We start from the raw sequence: 26932 nt of genomic DNA, 5'->3' as shown, positions 1-26932 counted from the left end.
TGCCACATCGGTGTCGGGGCAAAGGGAGCGGCGTTTGGCTAACACGATCGTTGAATTCGACCGGGTTGGACTGCGCTACGGCACGGGTGCCGAGGTGCTGCGCGATCTCGACTTTCGGCTACGCGAAGGCACATTTTATTTTCTCACTGGCCCCTCGGGCGCGGGCAAAACGTCGTTGCTCAAGCTGCTTTACCTGGCACAACGGCCGACGCGTGGCCGCATGTCCTTGTTCGGGGACGAACTGGCCGACGCGCCTCGCGACGCGCTGCCGGCCTATCGGCGCCGGATCGGGGTGGTGTTCCAGGATTTCCGGCTGATCCGGCATCTGTCCGCATTCGACAATGTCGCACTTCCGCTACGCATCGCCGGTCATGACGAGCAGCAAGTCGAGGGGCCGGTGCGCGAGATGTTGGCATGGGTAGGTTTGGCGGATCGCGCCAGCGCCCGCCCGCCGACCCTGTCGGGCGGCGAGCAGCAGCGCGTCGCAATCGCCCGAGCGGTTATCGCCCGGCCGGAAATCATCATCGCTGACGAGCCTACCGGTAACGTCGACGCGGCGATGGCCGAGCGGATCCTGCATTTGCTGACCGCGATGAATCGGCTGGGAACCACGGTGATCGTCGCGACCCATGACCTCGGCCTCATCGCCGCGACCCCGGGCGCCCAATTGATTCGGCTGGAAAATGGCCTGCTGGTCGATCCGACCGGCGCACTGAAGCATCCGCCGGGCGCACCCACGCGGGAACTCGGCCGATGAGTTTCCTGGTCATCTCCGAGCCCGAGCGGCGGCTCATTCCGTCAAGCGGCGTACGCGGACCGGTGCCGCTGCTTATCGCGATCATGACATTTGTCATGGTCGTCGTCGCCGCTACGGGGTTGGCGCTCGTCAACAGCGCCGCGGTGGTCAAATCGGGCGTGGAGCATCGCTATTCCATCCAGATCGCCGACGGGTCGGCCAAGGCTCCGGCGGCCATGGCCGCTGCACGGTCTGCACCGGGCGTGATACGCGCCAACCAGGTCCCGCCCGATGATCTGCGTCGGACGCTCGAACGTTGGCTTGGTCCTTCCGGCGCCGAGGCCGACCTGCCATTGCCCGCGATCATCGATGTCGACGTGGCACCTGCCGCCGACCCGAACAGGATCGGGCAAATTATCGAACGAGCCGTTCCGGGGGCGCGTTTTGTCGCTCATCGTGCCAGCCTGGCGCCATTGCTCCAGGCTTTGACCGGACTGACCCTGCTGGCATTCGGGCTAGTGATGCTGATCGCGATGGCTAGCGCTGCTGCGACGATCTTGGCGGCGCGGGGTGCACTCGACAATCATCGCGCGACCATTGAAGTCATGCACGGAATTGGCGCCACCGACCGGCAGGTCGCTCGCCTTTTCGTACGGCAGATCGCCATCGATGCCTTGTTGGGTGGTCTCGCCGGGGCCGCTGTGGCCGGGCTGATCATTGCCTTGATCCTCGGCGGAGCAAGTACCGCCACCGTGCTCGCGGGGGCGCCGCCGATCGGTTGGAAAGACGCGTTGCTCCTCGCCTTGCTGCCCCTGGCCGTGGCGTTGCTTGCAACGGTGGTTGCCAGGGCAGCGTTGCTCAGGGCATTGCGCGAGCGCCTATGATTGCCCGCCTGCTTTCCTTCTTGGCTATCCTTTACGTCCTCGGTTTCGCACTGTTTGGGGTAACCCTTGGCAGGCCTGCTCCCAAGGACGCGCCAAAGGTCGACGCGATCGTTGTCATCACCGGCGGAAAGGGCCGAATCGAATATGCTGCCGCCCTGCTTGCCGACGGCAAGGGCAAACGTCTCCTGATTGCTGGAGCCGATCCCTCGGTTCGCAAATCTGACCTGGTCAGGCGCCTCGGCGGCAAGCAGATATTGTTCGATTGTTGCGTCGACCTTGGCTCGGAATCGGTCGACACGCGCTCCAATGCCGAGGAAGCAAAGCGCTGGATTGAACGGCGGCACTACAAGAGCGTTCGACTGGTGACCAGCGACTGGCACATGCGGCGCGCGCGCTATGAGTTTAACCGACAGCTTGATCGGGACGTCAAGATCATTCCTGACGCGGTCCGGACGGAGCCCAATTTCATGACCCTGTTTGGCGAATATAATAAATATGTGCTGCGCCGGCTTAGCGTCTGGCTCGACATCTGATGGACTTGCTGCGCTCCCTGTTGTTCGTGCTCCTCTTCTATCCCGGCACGTTACTTTACGTGCTGACGGTGATCATCGTTTCACCGATCGGCGACGCGCCGGTGCAGGCCGTGGTGCATGCATGGTCTCAGTTTCACCATTGGCTGGTGCGAAACGTGCTTGGGATCCGCATCGTCTGGGATGGCGCGATTCCCGACGGCCCCTTTCTGATCGCGGTCAAGCATCAATCGATGATGGAAGCGGTCGATACGCTCCATTTCGCCCAATGCCCGGTGGTCGTGATGAAGCGCGAGCTGACCGTCATCCCCCTGTTCGGCTGGGTGACCCGTCGTTACGGCGTAATCGGCGTCGACCGCGAAGCAGGTGCCAGCGCGTTAAGGACAATGATGGCCGAAGCCAGGGCTGCCGTTTCCGGCGGGCGTCCAGTGATCATCTTCCCCGAGGGCACGCGCGTCCCCTACGGCACTTCGCCTCCCCTTCGACCCGGATTTGCCGGTCTTTATCGAGCGCTTGGATTGCCCGTCGTGCCCGTCGCGCATGACGTGGGTCGCCTGTGGCACAGGGGTTTCGTCAAGCGCAGCGGCACGGTTCATTTCAAGGTCGGCGATGTGATTCCGCCGGGGCTCAAACGCGATGATGTCGAATCACGGGTTCACGCCGCGATCAACGCGCTCACCCCCTAAGCTGCGCTCCGAGCTTTTCGGCCGACGCGACGATCCTCCGCGAAACCTCGATGATTTCTGCATCGGTGAAGCTCTTCTCGCCCGGCTGGAGAGTGACTTCGATCGCCAGGCTCAATCCCTGTTCGCCTTCGTAGCGGTCGAAGAGACGCGCATCGGTGATCAGCGCCTTGTCGGCACCTTTGACAGCGCGAACCAGCGCATCCGCAGCTAGGCTGGCTGGAACGATGAACGCGAAATCGCGGGTTACCGCCTGCAGTGCCGGCGGAGTGAAGGCGGAGCGGGCATGCTCACTGGTGCGCGGCGCGGGAATCGCATCCAGATAGATTTCGGCCGCCACCGTTCCCGCTGGCGTGTCCAATTCCCTTGCGACCCGCGGGTGCAGTTCTCCGAAAGCGGCGAGGACATTCTTTCCAAGTCCTAGCGTCGCCGATCGGCCGGGGTGCCATGTCTCGCCCGCGCCCATTACGAGCTGCAGGTTGGCAACCGGCGCGCCGGCCGCTTCCAGCAAAGCGATCACTTCGGCCTTTGCATCGAAGGCATCGAAGCCCCTGGCCTTTCCGGACTGCCAATTGCGCGGCTGACTGTCGCCGGCAAGCAGCAGGCCGACGGTCGGGCGTTCGGCGTCGGAAAGGTAGCGACGCCCGACTTCGAACAATCGAATGCTGGTTGCGCCGCGATCCTCGTTGCGTCTTGCCGCGGCGGCTAGGCCGGGAATCAGCGAAGGCCGCATGTGCTTCATTTCCTCGCTGATTGGGTTGGCGAGGATGTGGGCCGAACCCCCGAACAGTGCCGCTTCCTTTTCGCTGACGAAGCTCCAGGTCACTGCTTCGTCGAGGCCGCGCGCCGCCGCCGCACGGCGAACCCGGCGCTCGACCAGCTGCGATCGGGTCGCGGTCGGTTTGGCGACGCCTTCCTGGCGCGGAAGCGCAGTCGAAGGAATGGCGTCATAGCCTACAATCCGGGTCACTTCCTCGACCAGGTCAGCGGGGCCGTCGATGTCGCGGCGCCAGCTGGGCACCGTCGCTTTGCCGCCATCGATCCGAAATCCAAGGCTCTCGAGTATCTCTTCCTGTCGGCCGGCCGGTACGTCGAGTCCACCAAGCGCAGAGGTGCGCTCGGGATCGAAGGTGACTTGCTTGTCCTCGACCGGCGGTTGGCCCGCGCGGGTCACGCGGCTAGCTTCGCCGCCGCAGATGTCGAGGATCAGGCTGGTGAGAATCGCCAATCCATCGTCGAGGAAGGCGGGGTCGACGCCGCGCTCGAACCGGCTGCGTGCGTCGCTCGTAAGGCCGAGCTTCTGGCCCGTGCGGGCGATAGGTTCGGGAGTGAAATAAGCGACTTCGAGAAGCGTCGCGGTGGTCGTCTCGCTGACCCCCGAATGCTCGCCGCCCATGATTCCGCCGATGTCGTGGACCTGGGCTTCGTCGGCGATGACGGTCATCGACGAATTGAGCTCATACTCCTTCTCATTGAGCGCCATGACCTTCTCGCCGTCCTTGGCACGGCGGGCGACAATCGCACCCTTGAGTTCCTTGAGGTCATAGGCGTGGCTCGGCCGGCCGAGGTCAAGCATCACATAGTTGGTGATGTCCACCAGCGCGGAGATCGGCCGCTGTCCGGCCGCCTTCAGCCGGCGCTGCATCCATTCCGGGGACGCGCCGTTGGTCAGCCCACGCACCGTGCGCCCGAAGAAGGCCGGGCAACCTTCCGCGTCCTCGATACGGATTTCGACCGGGTTATCGAAGCTGCCTTCGATTGCTGGGACATTGAGTGGTTTCAGCTTCCCCAGGCCCGCCGCGGCTAGGTCGCGGGCGATACCGCGAACGCCCATGCAGTCCTGGCGATTGGGGGTGATCGCAACGTCGAACACCGCATCGTCGAGCCCGGCATAATCGGCAAAGCTGATACCCACCGGTGCATCGGACGGCAGTTCGATGATGCCATCATGATCCTCGCCCAGCTGGAGCTCGCGCGCCGAGCACATCATGCCGTTGCTTTCGACCCCGCGGATCGACGCCTTCTTCAGGACGAAGTCGCTGCCCGGAACATAAGTACCCGGCCCGCCAAACACGCCGACCAGGCCGGCGCGGGCGTTGGGTGCGCCGCACACGACCTGCAGCGCTTCCCCATCGCCGGCATCGACCGTTAGAACCTGCAGCTTGTCGGCTTGCGGATGGCGCTCCGCGGTGACGACGCGCACGATACGGAACGGCTTCAGAGCTTCCGCGGGATTTTCGACGCCTTCGACTTCGAGCCCGATGCGAGTCAGCGTCTCGGCGACCGTCGCCGCATCGGCGTCGGTGTCGAGATGATCCTTGAGCCACGAGAGGGAGAATTTCATGCGCCTACTCCGCCGCTGAGCGTAGGCACGTCGAGGAAGCTGAACCCGTAGTGCTTCATCCAACGGAGGTCGCCGTCGAAGAAGGCGCGCAGGTCGTCCATTCCATATTTGAGCATTGCCAGCCGATCGACGCCGGTGCCAAATGCGAAGCCCTGCCACTCATTGGGGTCGAGCCCGCACGCCGCGATGACGCGAGGGTGGACCATGCCGCTGCCCAGCACCTCCATCCAGCCCTCACAGCCGCCGACTACGCGGCGGCCCTTCTCGATCGACCAGCCGACGTCGACCTCGGCTGACGGCTCGGTGAAGGGAAAGTAGCTCGGCCGCATCCTGAGCACGATGTCGTCGCGTTCAAAGAAGGCCTTGAGGAATGTCTCCAGCGTCCATTTGAGGTGGCCCATGGTGATCGCCTTGTCGATCACCAGCCCCTCGATCTGGTGGAACATGGGGGTATGGGTGGCGTCGCTGTCGCTGCGATAGACGCGGCCCGGAGCGATCACCCGGAACGGCGGCTTGCCATTCTGCATCGTCCGTATCTGAACCGGTGAAGTATGGGTGCGAAGCACCATCGGCCATTCGTGCTCGCCCGCCACATAAAATGTGTCGTGCATCGCCCGCGCCGGATGCGTTTCGGGAATGTTGAGCGCAGTGAAATTGTGCCAGTCGTCCTCAATCTCGGGACCTTCGGCGACTGCGAAGCCGAGGTCGGCGAAAATCTCGGCAAGCTCGTCCATTACCTGGCTGACGGGGTGGACTGAACCTTTGGGATTTTCACGTGCCGGAAGCGACAGGTCGAGCCGCTCGGTCGCCAGGCGTCGATCAAGCTCCGCATTTTCCAATGCGGCTTTCTTCGTCGCGATGGCTTCCGTCACAGCTTCGCGCAAGGCATGGATTTTCGGTGCCTCGGCCATGCGAGTATCGGCATCCATCTTTCCGAGAGACTTCAGCAACTCGGTGACCTCGCCCGACTTTCCCAGCGCAGCAACGCGCACCGCATCCAGCGCGTTAAGGTCGGTGGCTGCGGCGATTTCTTCGCTAAAACGGGCCTGGAGCGGGTGGAGGGACACGTAAGATTCCTTGGGCTGAAGCGTTGGCGGGCTTAAGCAGGGAAAGGGGCCTGAACGCAAGGAGGTGCGAGATGAGCGACGAATGGCCTGCCTTCGATGTCGAGCGCGATGCGCCGACCTTTGCGCTGCTTCACCTTGCCAGCCAGATGCTGGGCAAGCTGCGCGTTGCCCATGCGCCGTGGGCCAACCACGGCTGGCATGTGACACTGCTGCCAGTTGCCGAAGGTCTGGCGATGCCGCCGATTGCCGCCGGGGGCCAACGGTTCGAACTGATCATCGATCTTTGCGCGCACGCCATTGCCCTTCGCACCAGCAAGGGCGTTCGTGACAAGCTTCCGCTTCAGTCGACGAGCATCGCCGCCTTGCACCATGATCTTATCGACATGCTCGACCGTCACGGGCTTCCGTCGAATTTCAACGGCCGTCCGAACGAGGTCGCCGATGCAATTCCCTTTGCCGAAGACGATCTGCAGCGCTCTTACGATCGCAATTCTGCTGAGCGGCTACGCGACGCGCTTGCGCGGATCGTTCCAATCTTCGAACGGTTCCGCGCCGGTTTTGCCGGTAAGGCCAGCCCGGTGCATTTCTTCTGGGGAAGCTTCGACCTGGCTGTAACGCGCTTTTCGGGGCGCTCTGCGCCGCCCCACCCCGGCGGCATCCCCGGCCTGCCTGACCGGGTCACGCGAGAAGCCTATAGCCATGAGGTGTCTAGCGCGGGATTCTGGCCGGGCGGAGTTACCGCCGCCGAACCAATCTTCTATAGCTATGCCTATCCTGAGCCAGACGGCTTCCGGAGCGCGATCATCACGCCGGCCCTTGCTCGGTTCGACGAAACGCTCGGAGAGTTCGTTCTGCCCTATGAGGCGGTCCGCGCTGCCGCTGATCCCGATGCGGCGCTCACCTCGTTCTTGCAGTCGACGTACGATGCCGCAGCCAATCTCGCCGGCTGGGACCGAATTGCGCTGGAGCGGGAACCGGTCGCTCCCTAGCTGGCGCAGCTCCGTCCGGGGGAGCGTCTGAGCAGGCCGCGCAGCTGCGCAAGATGGGCGAGCAAGCTAGGCGGGCACGAACGGGTAGGGCGAAATAGTCTTCTTCAGTCGGTCGACGGCAAGCATCCTCCCCGCCGGGGCGGTCGCGCGATAGCCACAGTCGAGCCGTGGGCAAATGGCGCAGGCTGGGCCGACGGGAGTTACCGGCGCATTGGTAAGGTCATAGCCCTCGGCGCAGGACAATTTATGCGCATGGCGAATATCGCAGCCCAAGCCGATCGCGAGCAGCCCGCCCGACAAGTCGCTCTTGATCGGCCGCTCGATTGTCCGCGCCACCGTAAAATAGCGGTGTCCGTCGGGCGTCTCGATCAACTGGGTGACGACCTGCCCGGCGGCCTGGAAAGCGGCGTGCAAATTCCAGCGCGGACAAGTGCCGCCGAAACGAGAGAATGGAAATTGGTCGCCGGCGTAACGCTTGGAGATATTACCCGCGGGGTCCACTCGAAGCATAAAGAAGGGGACGCCTCGCGCCCCGGGCCGGCCCATCGTGGTGAAGCGGTGCGCCACTTGCTCCACATTCGCGCCGAATTCGCCGCACAACCGGTCGATCGAATAGCGCATTTCCTCACATGCTTTGAGGAAGCGGCCGTAGGGCATCATGATTGCGCCGGCTGCATAGTTGGCAAGGCTCATGTGCAGCAACTGGGCGACGCCGTCGTCGGGCGGGGCCGCCTCGGCGACCATTCGGTCGAGAACCTGCGCGAACTCTACGAGAGCCAGCTGATAGGCGAGTGCGAATGTACGGTTTTCGGCGCGCAGTTGCGATGAGATCAGGAATTGCCGACGGTCAGAATCATACAGCTGGCTGATGTTGCCCAGCTCGTCTTGCGGGACCACCCTGGCGGCGATTCCCCAAGCTTCTTTCAGCCGCCGCCGCATTGGCTCCGACATCGACAGAGGATCGCTAAGAGCGCCGCCCAAAGTTTCGGCGCACGCCTCCAGTTCCGGATAATGATTGCGATGCTGCTGGATGTAATCGCGCACCCAATTCTCGGGCGTCACCAGCGCCCGGACATCGCCGGCGCTGGCGATGCTAGGGTTGCGCCCGGCTTCCTTCAGCGCGGCATAAAGGCGCGCAATGGCGTCGGCCACCGCGGGGACGTTGTGCGCAAGCTCTGCAAGCTCATAGCGGGGGACATCCAGATCATTGAGAAGCGCATCGGAAAAAATCTCGCCTAATTCGTCAGGCCCGGTTCGTGCCCCACCACCGGACGCGAACGAGCGTACGTCTATCTCGTAACTGTCGGCCAGCTTCAGCAGCAGCGCCGCCGTCACCGGCCGCTGATTGCGCTCGAGATGGTTGAGATAGCTTGGACTAATCCCGAGGCTAATCGCCATGTCGGTTTGCGACATTTCCCTGTCGCGACGGAGGCGGCGAAGGCGCGGCCCAAGAAAGAGTTTCGACGTGGACATAAGGCCGAGTCTGTCAATCTATCCCAAACATCACAAGTCAAGTTATGACAAGTCGACGCTTTTTGCCGGTGTGCCCGGCGCGCTTCTGTGTTGCATTGCACCATCGAACCGCGACCGCGCCGGAGTGAAGCTACGATGACAAGTTTTGACCAATATGTCCCGGCCCCTCCAGGCCGCTTCGACGGGATCGAACGCCCGTACAGCCCGGACGACGTGCTTCGCCTTCGGGGATCGGTGCCAGTCGAGCATAGTTTGGCGCGGAGGGGTGCTTTGCGATTGTGGGAGCTGCTGCACCGCGATGAACCGGTCCGTGCCTTGGGAGCAGTGACCGGTAACCAGGCGATGCAGATGGTCCGTGCCGGCCTTGAAGCCATATATCTTTCGGGCTGGCAGGCTGCGGCCGACGCCAACACCGCTGGCGCCATGTACCCCGACCAATCCCTCTATCCGGCCAATACCGGGCCGGAGCTGGCGCGGCGGATCAACCGCACGCTGAGCCGGGCCGACCAAATCGAACATATGGAAGGCGGCGCGAAGCGCGACTGGTTCGCTCCGATCGTCGCCGATGCCGAAGCAGGGTTCGGCGGGCCGCTGAACTGCTTCGAGATCATGAAGGCCTATATCGAGGCAGGCGTCGCGGGCGTTCACTTCGAGGACCAGCTCGCGTCGGAAAAGAAGTGCGGCCACCTTGGCGGCAAGGTGCTCATCCCGACGCAGGCAGCGATCCGCAACCTCGATGCCGCACGGCTGGCAGCCGATACCTGCGGCGTGCCGACGGTCCTCGTCGCCCGCACCGACGCCGAGAGCGCCAGGCTGATCACCAGCGACGTCGACGAGCGCGACCGGCAATTCCTGACCGGCGAGCGCACGCCCGAAGGTTTCTTCCGATTGAAGGAAGGAAGCGGCCTCGACCATTGCATCGCCCGCGGGCTAGCCTTCGCACCGCACGCCGATGTGCTTTGGTGGGAAACCAGCCATCCCGACTTGGGCGACGCGCGAATTTTCGCCGAGACGGTGCATCGCCAATATCCGGGCAAGCTGCTCGCCTATAATTGCAGCCCCAGCTTCAACTGGGCGGCCAAGCTCGACGCCGACACCATTGCCAAGTTCCAGCGGGAGCTGGGGGCGATGGGCTACAAGTTCCAGTTCGTAACCTTGGCGGGCTTCCACAGCCTCAACCATGGCATGTTCGAACTGGCGTCGGGCTACCGCGACCATGGCATGGCGGCCTATTCCGAATTGCAGCAGGCCGAATTCGCTTCGGAAGAGCGAGGCTATACCGCCACCCGTCATCAGCGCGAGGTCGGCACCGGCTATTTCGACGCCATCGCCACCGCCATCTCGGCCGGCCAGGCATCGACCGTGGCGCTCAAGGAATCGACCGAAACCGCGCAGTTCATTGCGGCCGAATAGAGGAGGAGCAGATGGGACAGCGTTACTGGGTCATTGGCGGCGAATATCGCAACTGCCAATTCGATGAAGTCGTACCCGGCACCGAAGAGATAAGCGGGCCGTTCCCTGATGCCGTTCGAGCACGAACCGAATGGCAGCGACTGACTTTCCGCGACCGAAGCCAGGCCACGACGCGCTATGTGATCACGCAGGAAGCGCGCGTGTGAATGAGGTGATCGATCGGCCGCAGGCCGTGGCCGCGCCGTCGTCCCTCCACGGCGCGGCCGAAATATTGACTGAAGAGGCGCTTGGCTTCGTCGCGGAACTTCACCAGCGGTTCGATCCGCGGCGGCTGGAATTGCTGGCGCTGAGGATCGAGCGGCAAAAGAGGTTCGATGCCGGCGAGCTGCCGGATTTCCCGGAAGCGACGCGGGACATCCGCGAATCCGATTGGACCGTCGCGCCGATCCCAGCTGATCTACAGGACCGCCGCGTCGAGATCACGGGGCCAACCAATGCCAAGATGGTGATCAATGCGCTGAACTGCGGCGCCAAAGTCTTCATGGCCGATTTCGAAGACGCGACCTCACCGGTTTGGGACGAACTCATCCAGGGCCAGATCAACCTGCGCAACCGTTGGCTGGGCAAGCTCGACTACACCGATCCCGACACCGGCAAGCAGTATCGCGTCGGTCCTACCCCCGCCGTGCTGATGGTCCGACCGCGCGGTTGGCATCTGCTTGAGCGGCACGTCAGCGTCGATGGCTCGGCCGTTGCCGGCGCGCTGTTCGATTTCGGACTCTACCTCTGGCATTGCGCCAGGTTGGCACTCGACGCGGGCTCCGGTCCCTATTTCTATTTGCCCAAGCTCGAGAGCCGGCATGAGGCCGCGCTATGGGGCGGCGTGTTGGCCTTTTCGGAAGAACGGCTCGGCCTGAAGCGCGGCACCATCAAGGCGACCGTGCTGATCGAAACGCTGCCCGCTGCGTTCGAGATGGACGAGATTCTCTACGAGCTTCGCGACAACATCGTCGGGCTCAACTGCGGCCGCTGGGACTATATTTTTTCATACATCAAGCGGCTCGGCCGCTCGCCTGACCGGCTGACCCCGGACCGCTCGGCGATGACCATGGATAAGGCCTTCCTCGCCGCCTACTCGCTGCGCCTGATCGCCACCTGTCACCGCCGCGGAGCCTTCGCCATGGGCGGCATGTCGGCCTTCATTCCGGTCAAGGGCGACGAGGCAGCAAACCAGGCAGCGCTCGACAAGGTCCGCGCCGACAAGCTGCGTGAAGTCATCAACGGCCATGACGGCACCTGGGTCGCTCACCCGACACTAGTGTCGGTGGCGATGGAAGCCTTTGCCGCGATGACCGACTCGAGCCAGCTGTCGAAAATCCCTGCGCACATCCCCGGCCGAGACGAAATGCTCGAACTCCATCAGGGCCCGCGAACCGAGGCCGGCGCGCGCGAGAATATCCGCGTCGCCGTCCAATATATTGCCGCCTGGCTTGGCGGACGCGGCGCAGTTCCGCTCTATAATCTGATGGAGGATGCCGCGACGGCCGAGATCTGCCGCGCTCAAATATGGCAATGGCTGCGATTTGAGGCGCCGTTCGATGACGGGAGCCGCTTCAGCCGCGACCTGTTCGAGGATTGGCTGGCCGACGAGCTGGCCGCGCTCGGCGACCCGCCCAACGTCAAACCCGCCGCGCGCCTTTTGCACGAGCTTGTCACGGCCGACGAGTTCGAGGAATTCATTACCTTGCCCGCTTACGATTCTCTTCAATAAAAAAGGGCGCCAGGATCACTCCCGACGCCCTTCCTTTTCTCGTAGCCTTAAAGCTTACGCCGCCTTGGGCAGCGCCGCCTTGGCCTGCGCGATGATCGCGCTGAACGCTTCGGCTTCGTGCATCGCAATGTCGGCCAGGACCTTCCGGTCGAGGTCGATATTGGCCAGCTTCAGCGCGTGGATGAACTGGCCATAGGTCAGCCCCTCGGCGCGAACCGCCGCGTTGATGCGCTGGATCCAGAGAGCCCGGAAGCTCCGCTTCTTCACCTTGCGATCGCGGTAGGCGTATTGCCCGGCCTTCTCGACGGCTTGGCGGGCGATGCGAATCGTGTTCTTGCGACGGCCGTAATAGCCCTTCGCATTTTCCAGGATGCGCTTGTGCTTGGCGCGCGTGGTAACGCCGCGCTTGATGCGTGCCATTGTTCCGCTACTCCTTAATTGAGGCCGTAGGGGGCCCAGAGCTTCACCCGGGGCGTGTCTGCGCCGGACAAGACTTCGGTGCCGCGGTTCTGGCGGATATATTTGCTGTTGTGGCTGATCAGCCGGTGGCGCTTGCCGGCAACGCCGTGCTTGAGCTTGCCGGTTGCCGTGAGCTTGAAGCGCTTTTTTACGCCGCTCTTGGTCTTGAGCTTGGGCATTTTCGTCTCCTTGTTGCCCGCGCAAGTTTCCCTGGGGGGGCGACGTTATCGAACTGCCACGGCAGCCCTAACTGGCCGGGCCGTTCGTTTTTCCAACAATCTGGAATGCCGGGCGCCTATAAGGGCAGGGCCCGGCGAAGGCAAGGAGTGAGTCGAATGGACGATCTTGAGCTCCAGGAGCCGACTAGCGGCCTGACGCCCCATCTGGCCATTGGCGGCGGCAAAGCCGCTGCAGCGATCGACTTTTACAAGCGCGCGTTCGGCGCCGAGGAGTTGATGCGCCACGCCGCCGATGACGGCCGGTTGATGCACGCCCATTTGAAGGTCAACGGCCATTCGCTGATGATGCACGACCATTTCGCCGAGCATCACGGCGGTCAGCAATTGCCCGACCCGGCCGGGGTCATGCTCCACCTGCAGGTCGGTGATCCCGACCTGTGGTGGAATCGCGCGGTCGAGGCCGGAGCCGGTGTTGTCATCGAATTGGCCGACCAGTTCTGGGGCGACCGCTATGGCCAGCTCCGCGATCCGTTCGGCCATATTTGGTCCATCGGCGCGCTCAGCGCTCCTGCGACGGAATGATTCGTTAAAACAGGCCGGTCGCGGGCAGCGACTGCCACAGCATGTAGCCGGCTACCGCAAAGATCAGGGCTGCAAACAGTCGGGTCAGTGCGCCGCGCCGGGTTGAAAGGTGCGCGGCGAGCCGCCCTCCGCCGACCGCGCCGATCAATCCGCCGCCTATGAAGGCTCCCGCGACCGGCCAGTCGATCAGGCCCGACAACGCATAGCTTGTGGCGGTCGTCACGCCGAAGCTGGTGACCGCGGCCAGGCTCGTCGCCATCGCGTTGAAAATCGGCATTCCGGTCGCGGCGACGAGGCCGGGCACAATCAGGAAGCCGCCGCCAATGCCGAAGAATCCTGACAGCAGGCCGGTGCCAAATCCGAACATCACCAGTTTGGGGGCGTTTTCACGGCCCAAGGCGACATGCGGGTCACCATGGCTTTCGCCTCGCCTGAGCATCATCACGCCGACCACGACCATCAGCCCGGCGAATAATGCCAGCAGGGCGTGGCCATCGAATGCCTTGCCCGCGATCGATCCCAGCGCCGCGCCGGCAACACCGGCGGCGGCAAAGACCAGCCCGCAGCGCCATTTGACCAGCCCGGCCCGCGCCTTACCAACTAGCCCGATCAGCGCATTGGCCGCGACTCCGACGGCGCTTGTGCCGATGGCAAGGTGTGGGTCCTTGATGCCAACCAGATAGACCAGGATCGGAACTGCCAGGATCGATCCGCCACCGCCGACTAGCGACAGGCTGAACCCGACCAGCGCGCCGCCAAAGGCGGCTAGGAGCAGCATCGAATCAGCCATTCACCGTGCGCCGGTTCCAGGGCATCAATGCGAGCAGGCGCGCCATGCCGCAGAAGCCGGTGATCCCCGCGAAGGTCAGCCCGGCGCCGACGAAAATTGCGAGTGCGATCCAGGCATGCGAGGCCAGAATCGATAAGAGCGTACCAAGCAGCACGAGCAAACCTGCCGCGATCATCACTTGCCGTTGCATCTCGATCGGCGCGCCGCGAGCTTTCTCGACCGGAAGGCCGGCGTTGCCCCAGGCGGAAATGCCGCCCTCAAGAATGTAGCAGTCCCTTCCGCCGGCCGCTTCAGCGAGTACCGGCGCGGCCTGCCCGGTGCGCATACCGGAACGGCAGTGAAAGATCAGCACGTCCCCTGTCGCCGCGTTCGGCGAAAGGCGGTCCAGCGGGACGTTCAGCGCTCCCGATATGCGTTCACGCGCATGTTCGTCAGGCGCCCTGACGTCGATCAGCGAGGCGCCGGCATCAATCAGCCGATGTGCTGCCGCGGGGGAAATTGTCTTGATGGTCATTGCAGTTCGATCCTCATAAATCGGGGCAATAGAGGTCATGGAGCAGCGCGAGCAGGCGGGCCGCCTTCTCGTCGGCAATGTGGTAGAACAAAGTCTGTGCTTCCCGGCGGAAGTTGACGATGCCCTCTTCACGCAAGCGGGCGAGATGTTGCGACAGGGCCGATTGGCTCAGCGTCATCCGTTCGCCGAGCGCCGACACGCTCAGTTCGCTTGCCGCCGCAAGATGGCATAGGATGAGGAGGCGTTGCTCATTGGCCAGTCCACGCAGCAAAGTTGCAGCCTTTGTGGACTGAAGGGCCAGCGCCTCGATATCCACGACAGGTAGGGGTGCTTCTTGTATTTCCATGTTTGCTAATTTAGATATGACTAATATAAAGTCAATGCCAAAGGGATTCAAAAGCAATGGCTGATGCCAAGATTCAGGCCTTCTTCGACGAGCCGACCAATACGGTAAGCTATCTCGTCTGGGATCCAGCTACGCTACGTGGAGTGGTGATCGACCCGGTTCTGGACTTCGATCCGGCCAGCGGGGTGGTTGATGACGGCTCCGTCAACGAAATGCTCCGGGCGGCAATGGAGCAGGGGATCGCCATCGAATGGATCCTCGAAACCCACGTCCACGCCGATCACCTGTCAGGCGCGCCGCTGATCAAGGCTCGGACCGGGGCCAGGATCGCGATCGGCGAGCATGTCCGCGAAGTGCAGAATATCTTTCGCCCGATCTTCGGCGCCGAGGATGTGAAGGCCGAAGGTGGCGATTTCGACCGGCTGCTGAAGGACGGCGACCGGCTCGAGGTTGGCGGCCTCGCAATCGACGTGCTTTATACGCCAGGCCATACGCCGGCCTGCGTGAGCTACAAGATCGGCGACGCCGTGTTCGTCGGCGACACATTGTTCATGCCTGACTACGGCACCGCTCGGACCGATTTCCCTGGTGGAGACGCACGGCTGCTTTACCGTTCCATCCACAAGCTATTGTCGCTTCCGGCCGAAACCCGTCTGTTCATGTGTCACGACTACAAGGCGCCTGGCCGCGATCGATATGCTTGGGAGGCCACCGTCGGAGACCAGCGCCTCGCCAACAAGCATATTCATGACGGCGTCAGCGAGGATGAATTTGTCGCCATGCGGCTGGAGAGGGATAAAGGCCTGTCGACGCCGCGGCTGTTGATCCCATCGATACAGGTCAACATGCGCGCGGGCCGGCTTCCACCAGCGGAGACCAGCGGCGTGCGCTATTTGCGAATTCCAGTAAAGCTTCGCGAAGGGTTACCCGCCAGCGATCTCGGCTAAAGGCTGTGGCCGAAACGGCACTGCAAGATCTGATCAGCCAGATTCGTCGCTCGAAATGCTAACAACAGATAACAAAAAGCTGTAGTTTTCCTCGCACGCCGCAACCAATGCGGAGCAGGGGCAAATGCTGATCGATTGCGCCAGGGTTGCGCCGGAGGCGGTTACCGCGGACGTCGCCATCGTTGGATCGGGCGCCGCTGGGCAGGCCGCCGCGCGCCGCCTGCTGGCACGGGGATGCAGCGTCGTTTTGATCGAGAGCGGTGGAATCGACCATGACGAGGCAGCAGCCGACCTTAACCGTGGTGACATTGCAGGTCAGCCCTACCACCCGCTTGAACATAGCCGCCTGCGCTTCTTCGGAGGCACGACCGCCATCTGGGGCGGGCGCTGCGCCCAGTTGGATGCAATAGATTATCAGCGGCGCGAATGGGTGCCGCACAGCGGTTGGCCATTCGGTCCGGCCGAAATTCAAAGCTACCTTGTCGAAGCGCGCGCACTGCTTGGTGTCAGGGATGTCGACAACGCCCGGGTGCCGCGTCCGCCACTGCTCCAGCGACTGTCAAACGAAGAGCTGGACGTTCGTTGGTGGAGTTTCGACCCGGCCTTCGATCGCTTCACGATCGATCGGGCCGGGGATCTGCAATCCGATCCGCGCTGCACGCTCCTGGTCCATGCTACGGTGAGGGAAGTGATGCTGGCGGGCGATGCCAGCTCGGTCGAGCGCCTGGAGGTCCGCACCGCCGCGGGGAGGTCGATCGATATTCGTGCTCGCCATTATCTCCTCGCGGCGGGCGGTATCGAGAACCCCCGCATATTGCTCGCCTCCAACTCGGTTACGGCAAATGGTATCGGCAATGCCTATGATCTGGTCGGTCGATATTTCTTGGAACACCCGCACGCTCGTGGCGGCCGCGTCATCGGCCATGCCGACTGGAACTGGTTGTCCGCGTTCGCCAAGCGGCGGATCAACGGCATTGAAGTTGCCCCCGCGCTAACCCCGTCGGAATCGTTGCAGAAGCGAGAAGGGCTGCTCAATAGCTCGATTGCCGTCGCGGTCCGTCAGCCCGAATCGGGCAGCCACTCCATGGCCAAACGTGCTTATCTTCATGTGAAGCATCGCACCGCACCAAATCGTCGCGGTCGCTCATTGTGGCGCACCACGAAGCGACTGGTTCGAAATTATACGGGTCTTGCCGGACCGCTGCACCCTTGGCTGATGAAGCGGCTGAGCAACCTGGACTTGGCGCTGGTAGTACGAGCCGAACAGGCTCCCAATCCCGACAGTCGCGTAAAGCTCAACGGAGACAAGGATGCGACAGGCATGCCGCGGGTGACACTTGATTGGCGGCTATCCGCAATCGATGTCGACAGCGTCGCCGGTTTGGTATCTGCGCTCGGTCGGGAGTCGCGCCGGCTAGGTCTCGGCACTGTCGAACCCGCGAGTTGGCTGGCCGCATCGGAAAAACGCTGGGCCAGTGACGAACTGATCAGCGCTCATCCAATCGGTGGATTCCACCACATGGGCACGACCCGAATGGCGGCCGACCCGCGCCGTGGCGTCACCGATGGCTGGGGCCGGGTGCATGGCATCCCCAACCTGCACATTGCCGGCAGTTCGCTTTTTCCGACGGGCGGATGGGCCAATCCGACGCTGGCCATTCTCGCCCTCGCACTAAGGACCGCCGACCGCATCGCAGACGACCTTCGAATGCCGCGTATGCGGGGGGTTGGCGCGATGGGCGCCGAAGGCTCCGTTGGCTGACGTGTTTTGCGACGAAGTTTAAAGGGTACGGCGCGCCTCGTGACTGGCCATCACAGCTCGCGTCACTGCCTGCATCAGATCTTGTGACGCGCCATCGGCTTTATTGGGGACCGTCATGATCGCCATGGTGTAGGTGGTTCCATCCGGCGCAGTGAGGATGCCGATATCGTTGATGCCTCCGACCCGCCCTTGGAAGTCCTGGCCGGTACCGGTCTTGTGACTCCATTTCCATCCCGGCTTGAGCGCAGCTCGCACTCGGAGCGCGCCTGTCTTGGTCGAGCCCATCGTAGCCAACAGTCGCTGGGTGGATGCGGGCGATAGCAATTCACCCTTCTTCAGGCGAGCCAGCGCCAACGCGACCGAATGCGGTGCCGCACCATCATAGGGATCGGCAATGTATCGCTCGAACGAAGCGCGCCGAACCGAAGCTGGAAGTGCGCCGCGCGCCTTGTAGAACGCGTCGCCAATGGAATAGCTCTGGCTCCAGATCAGGCCCGCTATCTTCGATTGGAGCGCCCTTTCGCCTTCATAGAAACGGATGGAACCCAAACCTTTTGCCGCGATCATATCGCGCACCGCCTGGGGTCCGCCGACCGACCGCATCAGCTTGTCGTTGGCAGTGTTGTCGCTCTCTGTAATGGCCGTGAACAATAGGGAGCCGAGCGTCGTGGTGTGGCCGCCGCCAAGAATCTTGGTGCTGATGGGCTGGTGGAACAGAGTGAGATCGTCGCGACGCAGGGTAACTCGGTCGTTCAGGCTGATCCGTCCTTTATCGACCGCATCCATCGCCGTGATCGCCACCCAAAGTTTGGAACAGCTTTGCTGGGGGAAGAGAGTGGTGGCATTATAATCGGCTTGCCAGCCATCGGTCATCGAAACGACCGAAATCCCCGCGATGCCATTGAACGAACGGCCAAGGCTGGTGATTCTGTCGCGGAGCGCGGCGGGTGCAATACGGGGCGGAAGCTGCCGCAGGGCAGGTTGCTGAACCGTCGACTGCGGCTTGGAGGTGTCAGGAGGAAGGGGCGCAAGTGGATCGCCATTGGACGGCTGGCCATGCGCAAGGGCGGTCAAGGCAACCAGGCCCGCACCGGTCAGGAAGCGGCACAAATGCGACGTCATGGCTTCAAAACCCCCTTGAACTTCGACAATGTCGCCAATGCTTTAGATCAACCGGGCTGAACCAAAGCTTGCCTGCAGATTCGCAAATAGAAGGCCGCTTGCCAACCCCGTTAACGCGGTGGAATTGGCGGAATCGGCAAGGAGGGGCTGCCCAAAAGTGCCGCCGATTCAATCTCATCCAGCGCCCGGTGAACAGTAATATAGCGGCGGGCACGGACGATCCATTTGTCGGCATTGGCTGCCCCGGGCAAGCGCATCGTCTCGGCCAGCGCGGCATCGACTTCGCCAGCCTTGAGCCGCGCCAAAGCCCGATCGACCCGAGCCTGTGGTTGGGGTGATGGCGTGTCAGCGCGGTGGATGGAAACAATCGTGCCCAATTCGCGTCGAAACGCTTCCCACCAACCCTCCTCTGGCCCGCCGCCGCGCAGCGCCGGTTCCAATGCCTCATATTCCGCGACCAGGCTGTCGAGCCGAACCGGGTCGCGCGAAGCAGTGACGATGGTAGCCACTGCCGCCTGGTGGGCTGTTCCGAAGCGCTGGACCAGCAGGGGCTCAAGATATCCGAGCGCCACGCCGCGGTCGATTGCCCGGCGTGCGGCGAAAGCGACGAGCATTGCATCGGCCCGGCCGGCTGATCCGGCCGCAGCCTGAGCTTGGCTTTCAATCGCACCTAATCGTGACTCGATGCTCGCGATACGGGCGGAGTCCGCGGCCGCCAGCGGGTCGGCGACGACCGCGGTCGCGGGCGGTGGCGGGGTTTGACGGACCACTTGTAGCGGCTGTCGCGGTGTGATCCCGAAAAAGCGCGCGCCTTCTTCCCAGCGCGACAGGCCCCAGGTCGCAAGTGCGGCGCCGGCAATGAGCAACAATAATCCCAAGGCGAAGCGCGCGGTCCAGGAAGTTGCTTGACGAGGATGAGCAGAGGTCATTGTGGCGGCATTGTGTGACACAGCATTGCAGCGAGGGCCAGCACTGCCGAATCGTCTGGCTGCACCGCAATTTCGATCCGCTCCCAGCCGGTCCCGCAAGCCTCCGCGGCAGCGGCACTGATTGCGGCGATTGCGGTGCGAGCACGCCTGCCTGCGAGCTCCGCAAGCCTGGACCCGGCGCGAGGGCTATGCACCGCCACGACCATTCCTTCGAGCGAAGGCAGGGCGGGTGCCTGGATGGGGATCGATCTGTAGACAATTCGGATAGCAATCCCCTCCCGGGATTGTACCTCCCGCCGATCTTCGCCTGCCAGCCACAGCAACCTTAGCGACGTCGGAAGGCCGGCAAGCAAGTCGGTTAGATCTCCGCTCCCAATCGATCGGACGTGAAAGCCCGCGCCCCGGGCGGCGGCCGCGGTCGCGGCGCCGACGGCATGGATCGGTAAATGTCTTAGCGCTTCAAGGCCGGTTCCGCCGTACCTGACTGCGTTCGTACTGGTTAAAAGTAGGCCATCATAGCCTGCTGGGTTGGGCGCGATCCAATCGACAGGCTCTACGCGAAACAGTGGACAGGGCACGACGTCCAGCTCCATTGCTTTCGCCCGCTCCACGCTGGCCGATAGGCCAGGCTCGGGACGTAGCAGGAGTAACGTTCTCATTGTCCCTCGAACAAGCGGCGAATCTCAGGCGGTGCCCGTTCGAGCATCGCCTGCGCAAGCGATGCAGGCGATTCCAGGTCGCCGACCGCAAAATGGGCCGCTTCCGCAATTCGATGGCGGCCGTCCACGCTGAGTATCTCGCAGCCAAAGTTGATCTGATTCCCCTCGACCTGGGCGTAAGCGGCCACAGGCGAGTGGCAGGTTCCGCCTAGCGCGCGGCAAAAGGCACGCTCGGCCAGCACCGCAAGATGAGTGTCGCGGTGGTCGATCGCCTTCAGCAAGGCTGCCGTCATGGCGTCACTGGCACGGCATTCGATGCCGATCGCTCCTTGCGCCGGCGCTGGCAACAAGTCCGAAACCTCGACCGCCGCTCCCACTTCCCTGCGCCCCAGCCGGTCGAGGCCAGCCGCCGCAAGCAGGGTTGCGTCAATGTCGCCCGACGCCTGCTTGGCCAGCCGGGTATCGACATTCCCGCGGATCGACGTGGTGCGGATATCGGGTCGAAGTCGCCTGACTTGGGCACTTCGTCGCGGTGAGCTGGTGCCGACCACCGCTCCTTCCGGCAAATCGCCGATGGACCCCGCGCCGATCAGACGATCGCGCACATCGGCGCGCTCGAGCATGGCGGCAATTACCAATGTCTCCGGCCGCTCACTTTCGACATCCTTCATCGAATGTACCGAGCAGTCGGTTTCCCCAGCCAGCAGCGTGAGATCGAGTTCTTTGGTCCAGAGTGCCTTGCCGCCGACCTCAGCCAGCGGCCGGTCCTGAAGCCGATCGCCGCTGGTCTTCACCGGCATAATGACCACCGATCCGGTCGGCCAGCCGTGGACCTTTTCCAGCGCTGCCGCGACCATATGCGCTTGGGCCAATGCCAGCGGCGATCCGCGAGTGCCGATGGTAAGGGTGTGCTGGGTCATCTTTGCCGCGCTAGCGCAAAGCGGGGGTTTGAGGCAAAGGCTTGGCGGAATGGCACTGATCCTCGCCCTAGAATCCTCCTGCGACGATAGCGCTGCCGCTCTGGTCGGCAGCGACCGGCAGATCCTGGCCCAGGCGGTAGTGGGGCAAAATGATGTCCATCGTCCATTCGGGGGCGTGGTTCCCGAAATCGCTGCCCGAGCCCATGTGGAGATACTCCCCGGCCTTATTCGACAGGTACTGCATGAAGCCGACATCGCCATTGGAGAGGTCGATGCGATCGCCGCGACCGCCGGCCCGGGACTGATCGGTGGAGTGATGGTAGGATTGCTTGCGGGCAAGGGACTGGCCCTGTCGGCCGGCAAACCCTTGATCGCCGTCAACCACCTTGAAGGGCATGCCCTGAGCCCCCGTCTGGTCGATAAAGGGCTGGAATTTCCATATCTTCTGCTTCTAGCCAGCGGCGGCCATTGTCAGCTGCTGGAAGTGCGGGGGGTGGGCGATTATCGCCGCCTCGCCACGACGATCGACGATGCCGCGGGCGAAGCGTTCGACAAGGCTGCGAAGCTGCTTGGTCTCGCATATCCGGGTGGCCCGGCCATCGAAGCCTTGGCAAAAGATGGCGATCCGCAGGCGGTGCCGCTGCCACGGCCGCTTGTGGGGACAAAAGAACCCCACTTTAGTTTTGCGGGGCTAAAATCCGCGGTGCAGCGTGCGGTGGCCAGCAACGAACATCGACCCGAGGATATTGCAGCCAGTTTCCAGCAAGCGGTTGTCGACTGCTTTGTCGACCGAACCAAGCGAGCGCTCGATGCTTCGGACGCGCCGAGCCTGGTGGTGGCTGGCGGTGTCGCGGCCAATGCCGCGGTTCGCTCAGCGCTTCGGCAGTTGGCGGAAGACCATGGCCGTCGCTTTTCCGTACCGCCCGGCTGGCTGTGCACGGACAATGCGGCGATGATCGGCTGGGCCGGGGCGGAGCGGTTCGCTGCAGGACTGGTCGACGGGCTCGACGTTCCGGCGCGGGCGCGCTGGCCGCTCGATCCTGAAGGCGAAAAGGTGCGGGGCGCGGGGGTAAAGGCATGACGATCGAAAAGCTGGCGATTGTCGGCGGGGGAGCCTGGGGAACCGCGCTGGCACAGGTCGCCGCGACTGGCGGGCGCGAAACGCTACTGTGGGCATTCGAGGACGATGTCGTCGCCGCCGTAAACAAGATCCATGAGAATCCGATCTATCTCAAGGGACTGAAACTGAGCGCTGCAATCCGCGCGACCAGCAATTTTTCCGACCTGAAGCAGGCTGATGCCTGGATCGTCGTTACCCCGGCCCAACATATGCGCGCGGTGCTTGGCCGCTCGCCCTGCCCGAAGATGCCGTTGGTGCTGTGCTCCAAGGGAATTGAGGAAAGCTCGGGCAAATTGCTTCACGAGGTCGCGCGCGAAGTATGCCCGACCTCGCCTGTGGCGGTGCTGTCCGGGCCGACCTTCGCTCATGAGGTGGCAGCTGGCCTTCCGACTGCGGTAACTCTTGCGTGCGAGGACAGGGATTTGGGCGAAGCCCTGCGAAGCCGGATCAACCTTCCCGCCTTCCGCACCTATTGCACCGACGACGTTGCTGGAGCGGAGGTAGGCGGAGCGGTCAAAAATGTGTTGGCGATCGCCTGCGGCGTGGCCGAAGGGCGGGGGTTAGGCCAAAATGCCCGCGCCGCCCTGATCGCGCGCGGCTTTGCCGAAATGACCAGATTCGGGCTGTCGATGGGGGGGCGGCGCGAGACGCTGGCGGGACTGTCCGGCCTGGGCGACCTCGTGCTCACCTGCTCATCGACCAGCAGCCGAAATTTTTCGCTTGGCAAGGCAATTGGAGAGGGGAAGAGCGCGGCGGAGTTGATGAAGGACCGCCGCACGGTCGCGGAAGGGGCGCACACGGCGCCGGTGCTTCATCGAATTGCCATGGATCGGAATATCGACATGCCGCTTGTGGCGGCTGTCGTCGAACTGCTCAGCGGCAAAGTAAGCGTCGACGAATTGTTGAAGACGATGCTCAGCCGCCCGCCGGGCGACGAGGAGGATTGATCGCCCGCTCAGAAATCGATGGCGATCCCCTTTTTCTCCCAGTCACCATAGCGGGTGGGGTCAAGTCGTTCGTTTTCGCCGGCCGGTTTGTCGGATTCAACCGCCATTGGTGCCGGCACAGGCGGCGATTTGCTGAGATAGGCCGGGGGCTTCACATGCTTTGGCCGTTTCATGCTTTGCAAATGATGCCTAAGTGGCGCCATGCCAAGCCCTGAAGGCCTCCCCGCGCGTCAAGCTGCTTTGCGCATCCTCGATGCGGTGCTCCGGCGTGGGCAGACGATGGAGAATGCGGCACAGGCAGGGCGCGGGCTGCCACCTGCCGACGCCGCCCTGGCCTCAGCCATCGCTGGGGAGACGCTGCGCCGCTTGCCCGATCTCGACGCGCTCATCGACGGAGCGACCCGCCAGCCTCTGCCCGACGACAGCAAGGCGCGGGCAGTATTGAGGCTGGCGCTGGCGCAGAAGATTGGCCTTGGAACGCCCGATCATGCGCTGGTCGCGACCGCGCTACCGCTGGTCGACGGAGGTCCGCGGCGACTGGTGCATGGGGTCCTCGGAACCCTGCTTCGGAAGGGCCTGCCGCCGCTGGATGCGCCCCGCCTGCCCGATTCCGTCGAGCTTCGCTGGGGAGCCGCTTGGGGTGAGGAAATCGTCCTAGCCGCGCGACGTGCCATCGGTCATCGCCCACCACTTGACCTGAGCTTTGCGAGCGATGGGGTCTGCGCCGCCTTTACCGAAGGCGTATCGCTTGCCCCGCGCCATCGACGCATTGCAAATGCCGGGGCCGTCGCCGGCCTGCCCGGTTTTGGCGAGGGCGGCTGGTGGGTCCAGGATCTCGCGGCGTCGCTTCCCGCGCGTTTGGTTCCAGCCAACGCCAAGCGTGTATTGGATGCCTGTGCCGCGCCGGGTGGCAAAACAATGCAATTGGCCGCCGCCGGTCACGACGTAACCGCTCTGGATCGATCCGAAAGTCGTCTGGCCCGACTTTCCGACAATCTTACGCGCACCGATCTCAAGGCCGTGACGGTAGTAGCGGATGCCTTGGAATGGACGGTGGATGCTCAATTCGACGCCGTCCTGCTCGATGCACCCTGCTCGGCCACCGGCACGTTCCGTCGCCATCCCGAAGTGCTGTACCGGGCCCGCGCCGCTATCATCGAACAATGTGCAGCGATGCAGGCGCGACTGCTCCGCCAAGCGGCAAGCTGGGTTCGGCCCGGCGGCGGAAGCCTCGTCTATGCCGTTTGCAGCCTCGAGCCGCATGAAGGCGAGGACCAGATCGAGGCTTTTCTCGCCGCCCATGCCGATTTCCGGATCGAACCTGCCTCGACATTGGTCGACGGCGTGACGCCACATTCTCGTGGCTGGCTTCGGGTTCTACCCGGTATGATTGAATCGGCAGGCGGGCTCGACGGCTTCTTTACGGCGCACCTTGTCCGGCACGCCTAATCCCGTCTAATCGGGCCCATGGCCCGCACCCTGATCTCGCCCTCGATCCTTTCCGCAGATTTCTCCAAGCTGGGCGATGAGGTGCGCTCGATCGATGCGGCTGGCGCCGACTGGATTCATATCGACGTGATGGACGGGCATTTCGTGCCCAATATCACGATCGGCCCGGGCGTAGTGAAGGCGCTGCGCCCACACAGTGCGAAGCCGTTCGATGTCCATTTGATGATTTCGCCGATCGACAATTTCATCGATGCATTCGCAGACGCCGGCGCCGACATCATTACGGTCCATCCCGAAGCTGGGCCACACCTTCATCGCACGATCCAGCGAATCAAGGCACTGGGCAAGAAGGCGGGCGTATCTCTTAACCCTGCGACACCGGCCAAGATGCTCGATTATGTCCTGGAAGAAATCGACCTGGTGCTGGTGATGACCGTCAATCCCGGCTTTGGAGGCCAAAAGTTCATCGCAAGCCAGCTCCGCAAGATCGAATCGATTGCAAATCAGGTCGCCAAGAAGGATTTGGTTGTCGACATCGAGGTTGACGGCGGGATTGACGCCGCCACTGCGCCGCAAGCGATCGAAGCTGGCGCGACCGTGCTGGTCGCCGGCACTGCGGCCTTTCGAGGCGGCCCCGAAAATTACGCCGCAAACATTGCCGCGCTTCGGGGAGGGGCATGAGCGACGACGTCGTCGGCCGGCTCGCCAAAGGCTCGCTTCTTTCCCGCCTGTTCGGATCGGGCCGCGCGCCGCTGAGGCTAGTTGCGGTACCGCGCGACCATGTGCTCGGAGACCGTGCGAGGGGCGATGCGCTGGTCGCGGGCCGGCATGTGCTCGGCAGCGAAGAATTGGCCCTGGCCGACATCGACTTTGCTGCCATAGGCACTCGCGACCCCCTAGCGCGGGAGATGCAGAGCTTTGCCTGGCTGCGCGATTTGGCTGCCTCGGCAAGCCGGGACAAGGGCGCGCGCATGGCGGAGGCCATCGCCGGACGCTGGCTCATCGCTCATGGGACGCGCGTCGACGAGGCCTGGGCACCTGAACTGTGGGGCGAGCGGATTCTCTTTTGGACGGCCTATGCGCCTTACATCCTCTCCAGCCGTGATGCGGGCTATCGTTCGGCGTTACTCAACACGCTGGCTCGCGGCGCAAAGCACCTCGATGCTGGCGCCGACAAGGCTCCTCCAGGCCTGCCACGCATTACCGCCTGGGCGGGGGCCCTGACGGCTTCGCTGACCTTACAGGGCGCGCAAAAGCGCCTTTCGCACTCGGAATCCGGGCTGATGCGAGCGCTCGCCGCGGCGCAGTTCGAGGATGGCGGGCTGATGAGCCGTAGCCCGCAGGAACAAATGCTGCTCGTCGATCGGCTGGGCCTTGTCCGGGCGGCCTATTTCGCGGCCAAGCAGACCCTGCCCGACGCGTTGGAGAATGCCGCGGCCGCGGCCCTGGCGGCGCTTCATGGGGTCACCATGGGCGATAACGCACTGTCCAGTTGGCAGGGCGGGAACCCGGGCGATCCGGCGCGACTCACGGCACTGGTCGATGGTTGCGGCCTCCGCGCACGGCCGCTCCGGCAGGCGCGCGGCTGGGGCTACCAGCGACTATCCGCATTAGGCACGATCATCGTTGTCGACGCCGCACCCCCGCCTCCGCCGCGGATGGCGGCCACGGGGTGCGCTTCCACCCTGGCAATCGAGATGAGCGATGGCGCCCAGAGACTGGTGGTCAATTGTGGTGGCCCCGGCCCTGTGCCGACGGAATTGCCCCCCGAACTGGTCGAGGCGTTAAGGACTACTGCGGCGCATTCGACGCTGGTGCTCGACGACACAAATTCGACCGCGATCCTTTCGGATGGAAGTCTCGGCAAGGGCGTCGCCGACGTGGTGATCGAGCGCAGCGAGGACAATGATTGTTCGCGCATCGAGGCCAGTCATGACGGCTATGTGAAGGGTTTCGGCCTGATCCACCAGCGCCGCCTCAGCCTAGGCAACGACGGGAAGGAAGTGCGCGGTGAGGATCGGCTCACGCCCAAGGGGCGTCGCAAGATCCGCGAGGCAGCGCCCTTCGCCATTCGCTTCCATTTGGCGCCGGGTGTCGAAGCAACCGTCACCGCCGACGGAATGGGTGCGATCTTGCGTTCGTCAGGCGCGCCACCATGGAATTTCCGCTGCCGTGGAGCGATGCTTCAGGTCGAGGACAGCCTGTTCATCGATGGCCATGGTCGTCCGGTCCCGACCTTGCAACTGGTTGTCGTCGGGGAAGTATCCGCTATTGGCGGCGAAATCGCCTGGCAGTTCCGCCGCTCGAGCTAAGGATC

At 63.4% G+C, this 26932-nt stretch carries 29 protein-coding genes; 16 read left to right on the top strand and 13 right to left on the bottom strand.

What is annotated here, in order from left to right; translation table 11 throughout:
* Nucleotides 1-34 precede the first annotated feature (34 nt).
* From ftsE to LVY65_RS07665, 4 genes are read left to right on the top strand one after another with little or no spacing between them, the layout of a single operon-like run.
* Nucleotides 35-757: a cell division ATP-binding protein FtsE gene (ftsE, locus tag LVY65_RS07680; RefSeq protein ID WP_235067450.1), complete on the top strand. Its 723-nt coding sequence runs from the start codon at nucleotides 35-37 to the stop codon at nucleotides 755-757.
* Complete coding sequence (locus LVY65_RS07675) at nucleotides 754-1620, top strand: cell division protein FtsX (protein ID WP_235067449.1); 867 nt, start codon at nucleotides 754-756, stop codon at nucleotides 1618-1620. The genes ftsE and LVY65_RS07675 overlap by 4 nt, the downstream gene beginning before the upstream one ends.
* 20 nt (nucleotides 1621-1640) lie before the next feature.
* Entirely contained in the window at nucleotides 1641-2153 is a 513-nt protein-coding gene (locus LVY65_RS07670) for a YdcF family protein (protein WP_235067448.1), read from the top strand.
* Nucleotides 2153-2836: a lysophospholipid acyltransferase family protein gene (locus tag LVY65_RS07665; protein ID WP_328282498.1), complete on the top strand. Its 684-nt coding sequence runs from the start codon at nucleotides 2153-2155 to the stop codon at nucleotides 2834-2836. Before LVY65_RS07670 ends, LVY65_RS07665 begins: the two co-directional genes overlap by 1 nt.
* Here the strand turns inward: LVY65_RS07665 and pheT are convergent.
* Together pheT and pheS are read right to left on the bottom strand one after the other, a co-directional pair.
* Nucleotides 2826-5177, bottom strand: coding sequence for a phenylalanine--tRNA ligase subunit beta (gene pheT / locus LVY65_RS07660; RefSeq protein ID WP_235067447.1), 2352 nt, complete (start codon nucleotides 5175-5177; stop codon nucleotides 2826-2828). The two genes, LVY65_RS07665 and pheT, sit on opposite strands and share 11 nt — an antisense overlap.
* The gene (pheS, locus tag LVY65_RS07655) at nucleotides 5174-6205 is read right to left on the bottom strand and encodes a phenylalanine--tRNA ligase subunit alpha (RefSeq protein ID WP_408021985.1); all 1032 of its coding nucleotides are present in this window, start codon (nucleotides 6203-6205) and stop codon (nucleotides 5174-5176) included. The genes pheT and pheS overlap by 4 nt, the downstream gene beginning before the upstream one ends.
* A gap of 110 nt (nucleotides 6206-6315) precedes the next feature.
* Between pheS and LVY65_RS07650 the strand changes: the two genes are divergently transcribed.
* Complete coding sequence (locus LVY65_RS07650) at nucleotides 6316-7233, top strand: DUF5996 family protein (RefSeq protein ID WP_235067445.1); 918 nt, start codon at nucleotides 6316-6318, stop codon at nucleotides 7231-7233.
* Nucleotides 7234-7299: 66 nt separating this feature from the next.
* Here the strand turns inward: LVY65_RS07650 and LVY65_RS07645 are convergent, their stop codons facing one another.
* Entirely contained in the window at nucleotides 7300-8706 is a 1407-nt protein-coding gene (locus LVY65_RS07645; protein WP_235067444.1) for a helix-turn-helix domain-containing protein, read from the bottom strand.
* Nucleotides 8707-8841: 135 nt separating this feature from the next.
* Between LVY65_RS07645 and aceA the strand changes: the two genes are divergently transcribed.
* The 3 genes from aceA to aceB are packed head-to-tail and all read left to right on the top strand — an operon-like array spanning nucleotide 8842 to nucleotide 11890.
* On the top strand, nucleotides 8842-10119 hold the full coding sequence (gene aceA / locus LVY65_RS07640; protein ID WP_235067443.1) for an isocitrate lyase: 1278 nt from the start codon (nucleotides 8842-8844) through the stop codon (nucleotides 10117-10119).
* A gap of 11 nt (nucleotides 10120-10130) precedes the next feature.
* A complete protein-coding gene (locus LVY65_RS07635; RefSeq protein WP_235067442.1) occupies nucleotides 10131-10325 on the top strand; it encodes a DUF4170 domain-containing protein in 195 nt (64 codons plus the stop codon).
* Entirely contained in the window at nucleotides 10322-11890 is a 1569-nt protein-coding gene (aceB, locus tag LVY65_RS07630; protein ID WP_235067441.1) for a malate synthase A, read from the top strand. Before LVY65_RS07635 ends, aceB begins: the two co-directional genes overlap by 4 nt.
* A gap of 54 nt (nucleotides 11891-11944) precedes the next feature.
* Here aceB and rplT read toward each other — a convergent pair whose 3' ends face one another.
* Entirely contained in the window at nucleotides 11945-12310 is a 366-nt protein-coding gene (gene rplT / locus LVY65_RS07625; RefSeq protein WP_235067440.1) for a 50S ribosomal protein L20, read from the bottom strand.
* Between the two features lie 14 nt (nucleotides 12311-12324).
* On the bottom strand, nucleotides 12325-12528 hold the full coding sequence (rpmI, locus tag LVY65_RS07620; RefSeq protein WP_235067439.1) for a 50S ribosomal protein L35: 204 nt from the start codon (nucleotides 12526-12528) through the stop codon (nucleotides 12325-12327).
* Between the two features lie 156 nt (nucleotides 12529-12684).
* Here rpmI and LVY65_RS07615 point away from each other — a divergent pair, with 156 nt between their 5' ends.
* Nucleotides 12685-13110: a VOC family protein gene (locus LVY65_RS07615; protein WP_235067438.1), complete on the top strand. Its 426-nt coding sequence runs from the start codon at nucleotides 12685-12687 to the stop codon at nucleotides 13108-13110.
* 4 nt (nucleotides 13111-13114) lie between these two features.
* On the opposite strand, the gene LVY65_RS07610 is transcribed toward LVY65_RS07615, so the two are convergent.
* From LVY65_RS07610 to LVY65_RS07600, 3 genes are read right to left on the bottom strand one after another with little or no spacing between them, the layout of a single operon-like run.
* Entirely contained in the window at nucleotides 13115-13900 is a 786-nt protein-coding gene (locus LVY65_RS07610; RefSeq protein WP_235067437.1) for a sulfite exporter TauE/SafE family protein, read from the bottom strand.
* Nucleotides 13893-14414, bottom strand: a complete 522-nt coding sequence (locus LVY65_RS07605) for a rhodanese family protein (RefSeq protein ID WP_235067436.1) — start codon at nucleotides 14412-14414, stop codon at nucleotides 13893-13895. Before LVY65_RS07605 ends, LVY65_RS07610 begins: the two co-directional genes overlap by 8 nt.
* Before the next feature lie 13 nt (nucleotides 14415-14427).
* Nucleotides 14428-14760, bottom strand: a complete 333-nt coding sequence (locus LVY65_RS07600) for an ArsR/SmtB family transcription factor (protein WP_235067435.1) — start codon at nucleotides 14758-14760, stop codon at nucleotides 14428-14430.
* 56 nt (nucleotides 14761-14816) lie between these two features.
* Between LVY65_RS07600 and LVY65_RS07595 the strand changes: the two genes are divergently transcribed.
* Both LVY65_RS07595 and LVY65_RS07590 read left to right on the top strand, forming a co-directional pair.
* Nucleotides 14817-15707 carry an MBL fold metallo-hydrolase gene (locus LVY65_RS07595; RefSeq protein WP_235067434.1) on the top strand — a complete coding sequence of 297 codons (891 nt, stop codon included), beginning with the start codon at nucleotides 14817-14819 and terminating at the stop codon, nucleotides 15705-15707.
* A 124-nt stretch (nucleotides 15708-15831) separates the two neighbouring features.
* Nucleotides 15832-17469 carry an FAD-dependent oxidoreductase gene (locus LVY65_RS07590; protein WP_235067433.1) on the top strand — a complete coding sequence of 546 codons (1638 nt, stop codon included), beginning with the start codon at nucleotides 15832-15834 and terminating at the stop codon, nucleotides 17467-17469.
* A gap of 18 nt (nucleotides 17470-17487) precedes the next feature.
* Here LVY65_RS07590 and LVY65_RS07585 read toward each other — a convergent pair whose 3' ends face one another.
* The 4 genes from LVY65_RS07585 to hemC form a co-directional block, all read right to left on the bottom strand.
* Complete coding sequence (locus LVY65_RS07585; protein WP_235067431.1) at nucleotides 17488-18591, bottom strand: serine hydrolase; 1104 nt, start codon at nucleotides 18589-18591, stop codon at nucleotides 17488-17490.
* Nucleotides 18592-18701: 110 nt separating this feature from the next.
* Nucleotides 18702-19520, bottom strand: a complete 819-nt coding sequence (locus LVY65_RS07580) for a hypothetical protein (protein ID WP_235067429.1) — start codon at nucleotides 19518-19520, stop codon at nucleotides 18702-18704.
* The gene (locus LVY65_RS07575; protein WP_235067427.1) at nucleotides 19517-20179 is read right to left on the bottom strand and encodes a uroporphyrinogen-III synthase; all 663 of its coding nucleotides are present in this window, start codon (nucleotides 20177-20179) and stop codon (nucleotides 19517-19519) included. The genes LVY65_RS07580 and LVY65_RS07575 overlap by 4 nt, the downstream gene beginning before the upstream one ends.
* Nucleotides 20176-21099, bottom strand: coding sequence for a hydroxymethylbilane synthase (gene hemC, locus LVY65_RS07570; RefSeq protein WP_235067425.1), 924 nt, complete (start codon nucleotides 21097-21099; stop codon nucleotides 20176-20178). The genes LVY65_RS07575 and hemC overlap by 4 nt, the downstream gene beginning before the upstream one ends.
* 49 nt (nucleotides 21100-21148) lie before the next feature.
* On the opposite strand from hemC, the gene tsaD reads away from it, so the two are divergent.
* A complete protein-coding gene (tsaD, locus tag LVY65_RS07565) occupies nucleotides 21149-22180 on the top strand; it encodes a tRNA (adenosine(37)-N6)-threonylcarbamoyltransferase complex transferase subunit TsaD (RefSeq protein ID WP_235067424.1) in 1032 nt (343 codons plus the stop codon).
* Nucleotides 22177-23166, top strand: coding sequence for an NAD(P)H-dependent glycerol-3-phosphate dehydrogenase (locus LVY65_RS07560; RefSeq protein ID WP_235067423.1), 990 nt, complete (start codon nucleotides 22177-22179; stop codon nucleotides 23164-23166). The genes tsaD and LVY65_RS07560 overlap by 4 nt, the downstream gene beginning before the upstream one ends.
* Before the next feature lie 8 nt (nucleotides 23167-23174).
* Here LVY65_RS07560 and LVY65_RS07555 read toward each other — a convergent pair whose 3' ends face one another.
* Nucleotides 23175-23339 (bottom strand): DUF1674 domain-containing protein, encoded by a 165-nt coding sequence (locus tag LVY65_RS07555; protein WP_235067422.1) that lies wholly within the window; start codon nucleotides 23337-23339, stop codon nucleotides 23175-23177.
* Nucleotides 23340-23367: 28 nt separating this feature from the next.
* On the opposite strand from LVY65_RS07555, the gene LVY65_RS07550 reads away from it, so the two are divergent.
* The 3 genes from LVY65_RS07550 to LVY65_RS07540 are packed head-to-tail and all read left to right on the top strand — an operon-like array spanning nucleotide 23368 to nucleotide 26927.
* A complete protein-coding gene (locus LVY65_RS07550) occupies nucleotides 23368-24615 on the top strand; it encodes an RsmB/NOP family class I SAM-dependent RNA methyltransferase (protein ID WP_235067421.1) in 1248 nt (415 codons plus the stop codon).
* Nucleotides 24616-24633: 18 nt separating this feature from the next.
* Nucleotides 24634-25296 (top strand): ribulose-phosphate 3-epimerase, encoded by a 663-nt coding sequence (gene rpe / locus LVY65_RS07545; RefSeq protein ID WP_235067420.1) that lies wholly within the window; start codon nucleotides 24634-24636, stop codon nucleotides 25294-25296.
* Nucleotides 25293-26927, top strand: a complete 1635-nt coding sequence (locus tag LVY65_RS07540; RefSeq protein WP_235067418.1) for a heparinase II/III family protein — start codon at nucleotides 25293-25295, stop codon at nucleotides 26925-26927. The genes rpe and LVY65_RS07540 overlap by 4 nt, the downstream gene beginning before the upstream one ends.
* Nucleotides 26928-26932: the final 5 nt, after the last annotated feature.

The sequence above is a fragment of the Sphingomonas cremea genome (assembly GCF_021502585.1).
Lineage (GTDB): Bacteria > Pseudomonadota > Alphaproteobacteria > Sphingomonadales > Sphingomonadaceae > Sphingomicrobium > Sphingomicrobium cremea.
The sequence above is the reverse complement of the archived record's forward strand: the minus strand, read 5'-3'. Positions and strand labels throughout refer to the sequence as shown.

What these genes read in the sequence shown, in the direction of transcription:
- LVY65_RS07590 (WP_235067433.1), top strand. Translation starts at nt 15,832, where the DNA reads ATGCTGATCGATTGCGCCAGGGTTGCGCCGGAGGCGGTTACCGCGGAC.
- LVY65_RS07560 (WP_235067423.1), top strand. Translation starts at nt 22,177, where the DNA reads ATGACGATCGAAAAGCTGGCGATTGTCGGCGGGGGAGCCTGGGGAACC.
- rpe (WP_235067420.1), top strand. Translation starts at nt 24,634, where the DNA reads ATGGCCCGCACCCTGATCTCGCCCTCGATCCTTTCCGCAGATTTCTCC.
- LVY65_RS07580 (WP_235067429.1), bottom strand. Translation starts at nt 19,520, where the DNA reads ATGACCTCTGCTCATCCTCGTCAAGCAACTTCCTGGACCGCGCGCTTC.
- LVY65_RS07665 (WP_328282498.1), top strand. Translation starts at nt 2,153, where the DNA reads ATGGACTTGCTGCGCTCCCTGTTGTTCGTGCTCCTCTTCTATCCCGGC.
- LVY65_RS07675 (WP_235067449.1), top strand. Translation starts at nt 754, where the DNA reads ATGAGTTTCCTGGTCATCTCCGAGCCCGAGCGGCGGCTCATTCCGTCA.
- LVY65_RS07635 (WP_235067442.1), top strand. Translation starts at nt 10,131, where the DNA reads ATGGGACAGCGTTACTGGGTCATTGGCGGCGAATATCGCAACTGCCAA.
- LVY65_RS07650 (WP_235067445.1), top strand. Translation starts at nt 6,316, where the DNA reads ATGAGCGACGAATGGCCTGCCTTCGATGTCGAGCGCGATGCGCCGACC.
- LVY65_RS07555 (WP_235067422.1), bottom strand. Translation starts at nt 23,339, where the DNA reads ATGAAACGGCCAAAGCATGTGAAGCCCCCGGCCTATCTCAGCAAATCG.
- LVY65_RS07575 (WP_235067427.1), bottom strand. Translation starts at nt 20,179, where the DNA reads ATGAGAACGTTACTCCTGCTACGTCCCGAGCCTGGCCTATCGGCCAGC.
- rplT (WP_235067440.1), bottom strand. Translation starts at nt 12,310, where the DNA reads ATGGCACGCATCAAGCGCGGCGTTACCACGCGCGCCAAGCACAAGCGC.
- LVY65_RS07615 (WP_235067438.1), top strand. Translation starts at nt 12,685, where the DNA reads ATGGACGATCTTGAGCTCCAGGAGCCGACTAGCGGCCTGACGCCCCAT.
- hemC (WP_235067425.1), bottom strand. Translation starts at nt 21,099, where the DNA reads ATGACCCAGCACACCCTTACCATCGGCACTCGCGGATCGCCGCTGGCA.
- rpmI (WP_235067439.1), bottom strand. Translation starts at nt 12,528, where the DNA reads ATGCCCAAGCTCAAGACCAAGAGCGGCGTAAAAAAGCGCTTCAAGCTC.
- LVY65_RS07540 (WP_235067418.1), top strand. Translation starts at nt 25,293, where the DNA reads ATGAGCGACGACGTCGTCGGCCGGCTCGCCAAAGGCTCGCTTCTTTCC.
- LVY65_RS07595 (WP_235067434.1), top strand. Translation starts at nt 14,817, where the DNA reads ATGGCTGATGCCAAGATTCAGGCCTTCTTCGACGAGCCGACCAATACG.
- LVY65_RS07550 (WP_235067421.1), top strand. Translation starts at nt 23,368, where the DNA reads ATGCCAAGCCCTGAAGGCCTCCCCGCGCGTCAAGCTGCTTTGCGCATC.
- LVY65_RS07645 (WP_235067444.1), bottom strand. Translation starts at nt 8,706, where the DNA reads ATGTCCACGTCGAAACTCTTTCTTGGGCCGCGCCTTCGCCGCCTCCGT.
- LVY65_RS07610 (WP_235067437.1), bottom strand. Translation starts at nt 13,900, where the DNA reads ATGGCTGATTCGATGCTGCTCCTAGCCGCCTTTGGCGGCGCGCTGGTC.
- LVY65_RS07605 (WP_235067436.1), bottom strand. Translation starts at nt 14,414, where the DNA reads ATGACCATCAAGACAATTTCCCCCGCGGCAGCACATCGGCTGATTGAT.
- pheT (WP_235067447.1), bottom strand. Translation starts at nt 5,177, where the DNA reads ATGAAATTCTCCCTCTCGTGGCTCAAGGATCATCTCGACACCGACGCC.
- LVY65_RS07585 (WP_235067431.1), bottom strand. Translation starts at nt 18,591, where the DNA reads ATGACGTCGCATTTGTGCCGCTTCCTGACCGGTGCGGGCCTGGTTGCC.
- LVY65_RS07600 (WP_235067435.1), bottom strand. Translation starts at nt 14,760, where the DNA reads ATGGAAATACAAGAAGCACCCCTACCTGTCGTGGATATCGAGGCGCTG.
- tsaD (WP_235067424.1), top strand. Translation starts at nt 21,149, where the DNA reads ATGGCACTGATCCTCGCCCTAGAATCCTCCTGCGACGATAGCGCTGCC.
- aceA (WP_235067443.1), top strand. Translation starts at nt 8,842, where the DNA reads ATGACAAGTTTTGACCAATATGTCCCGGCCCCTCCAGGCCGCTTCGAC.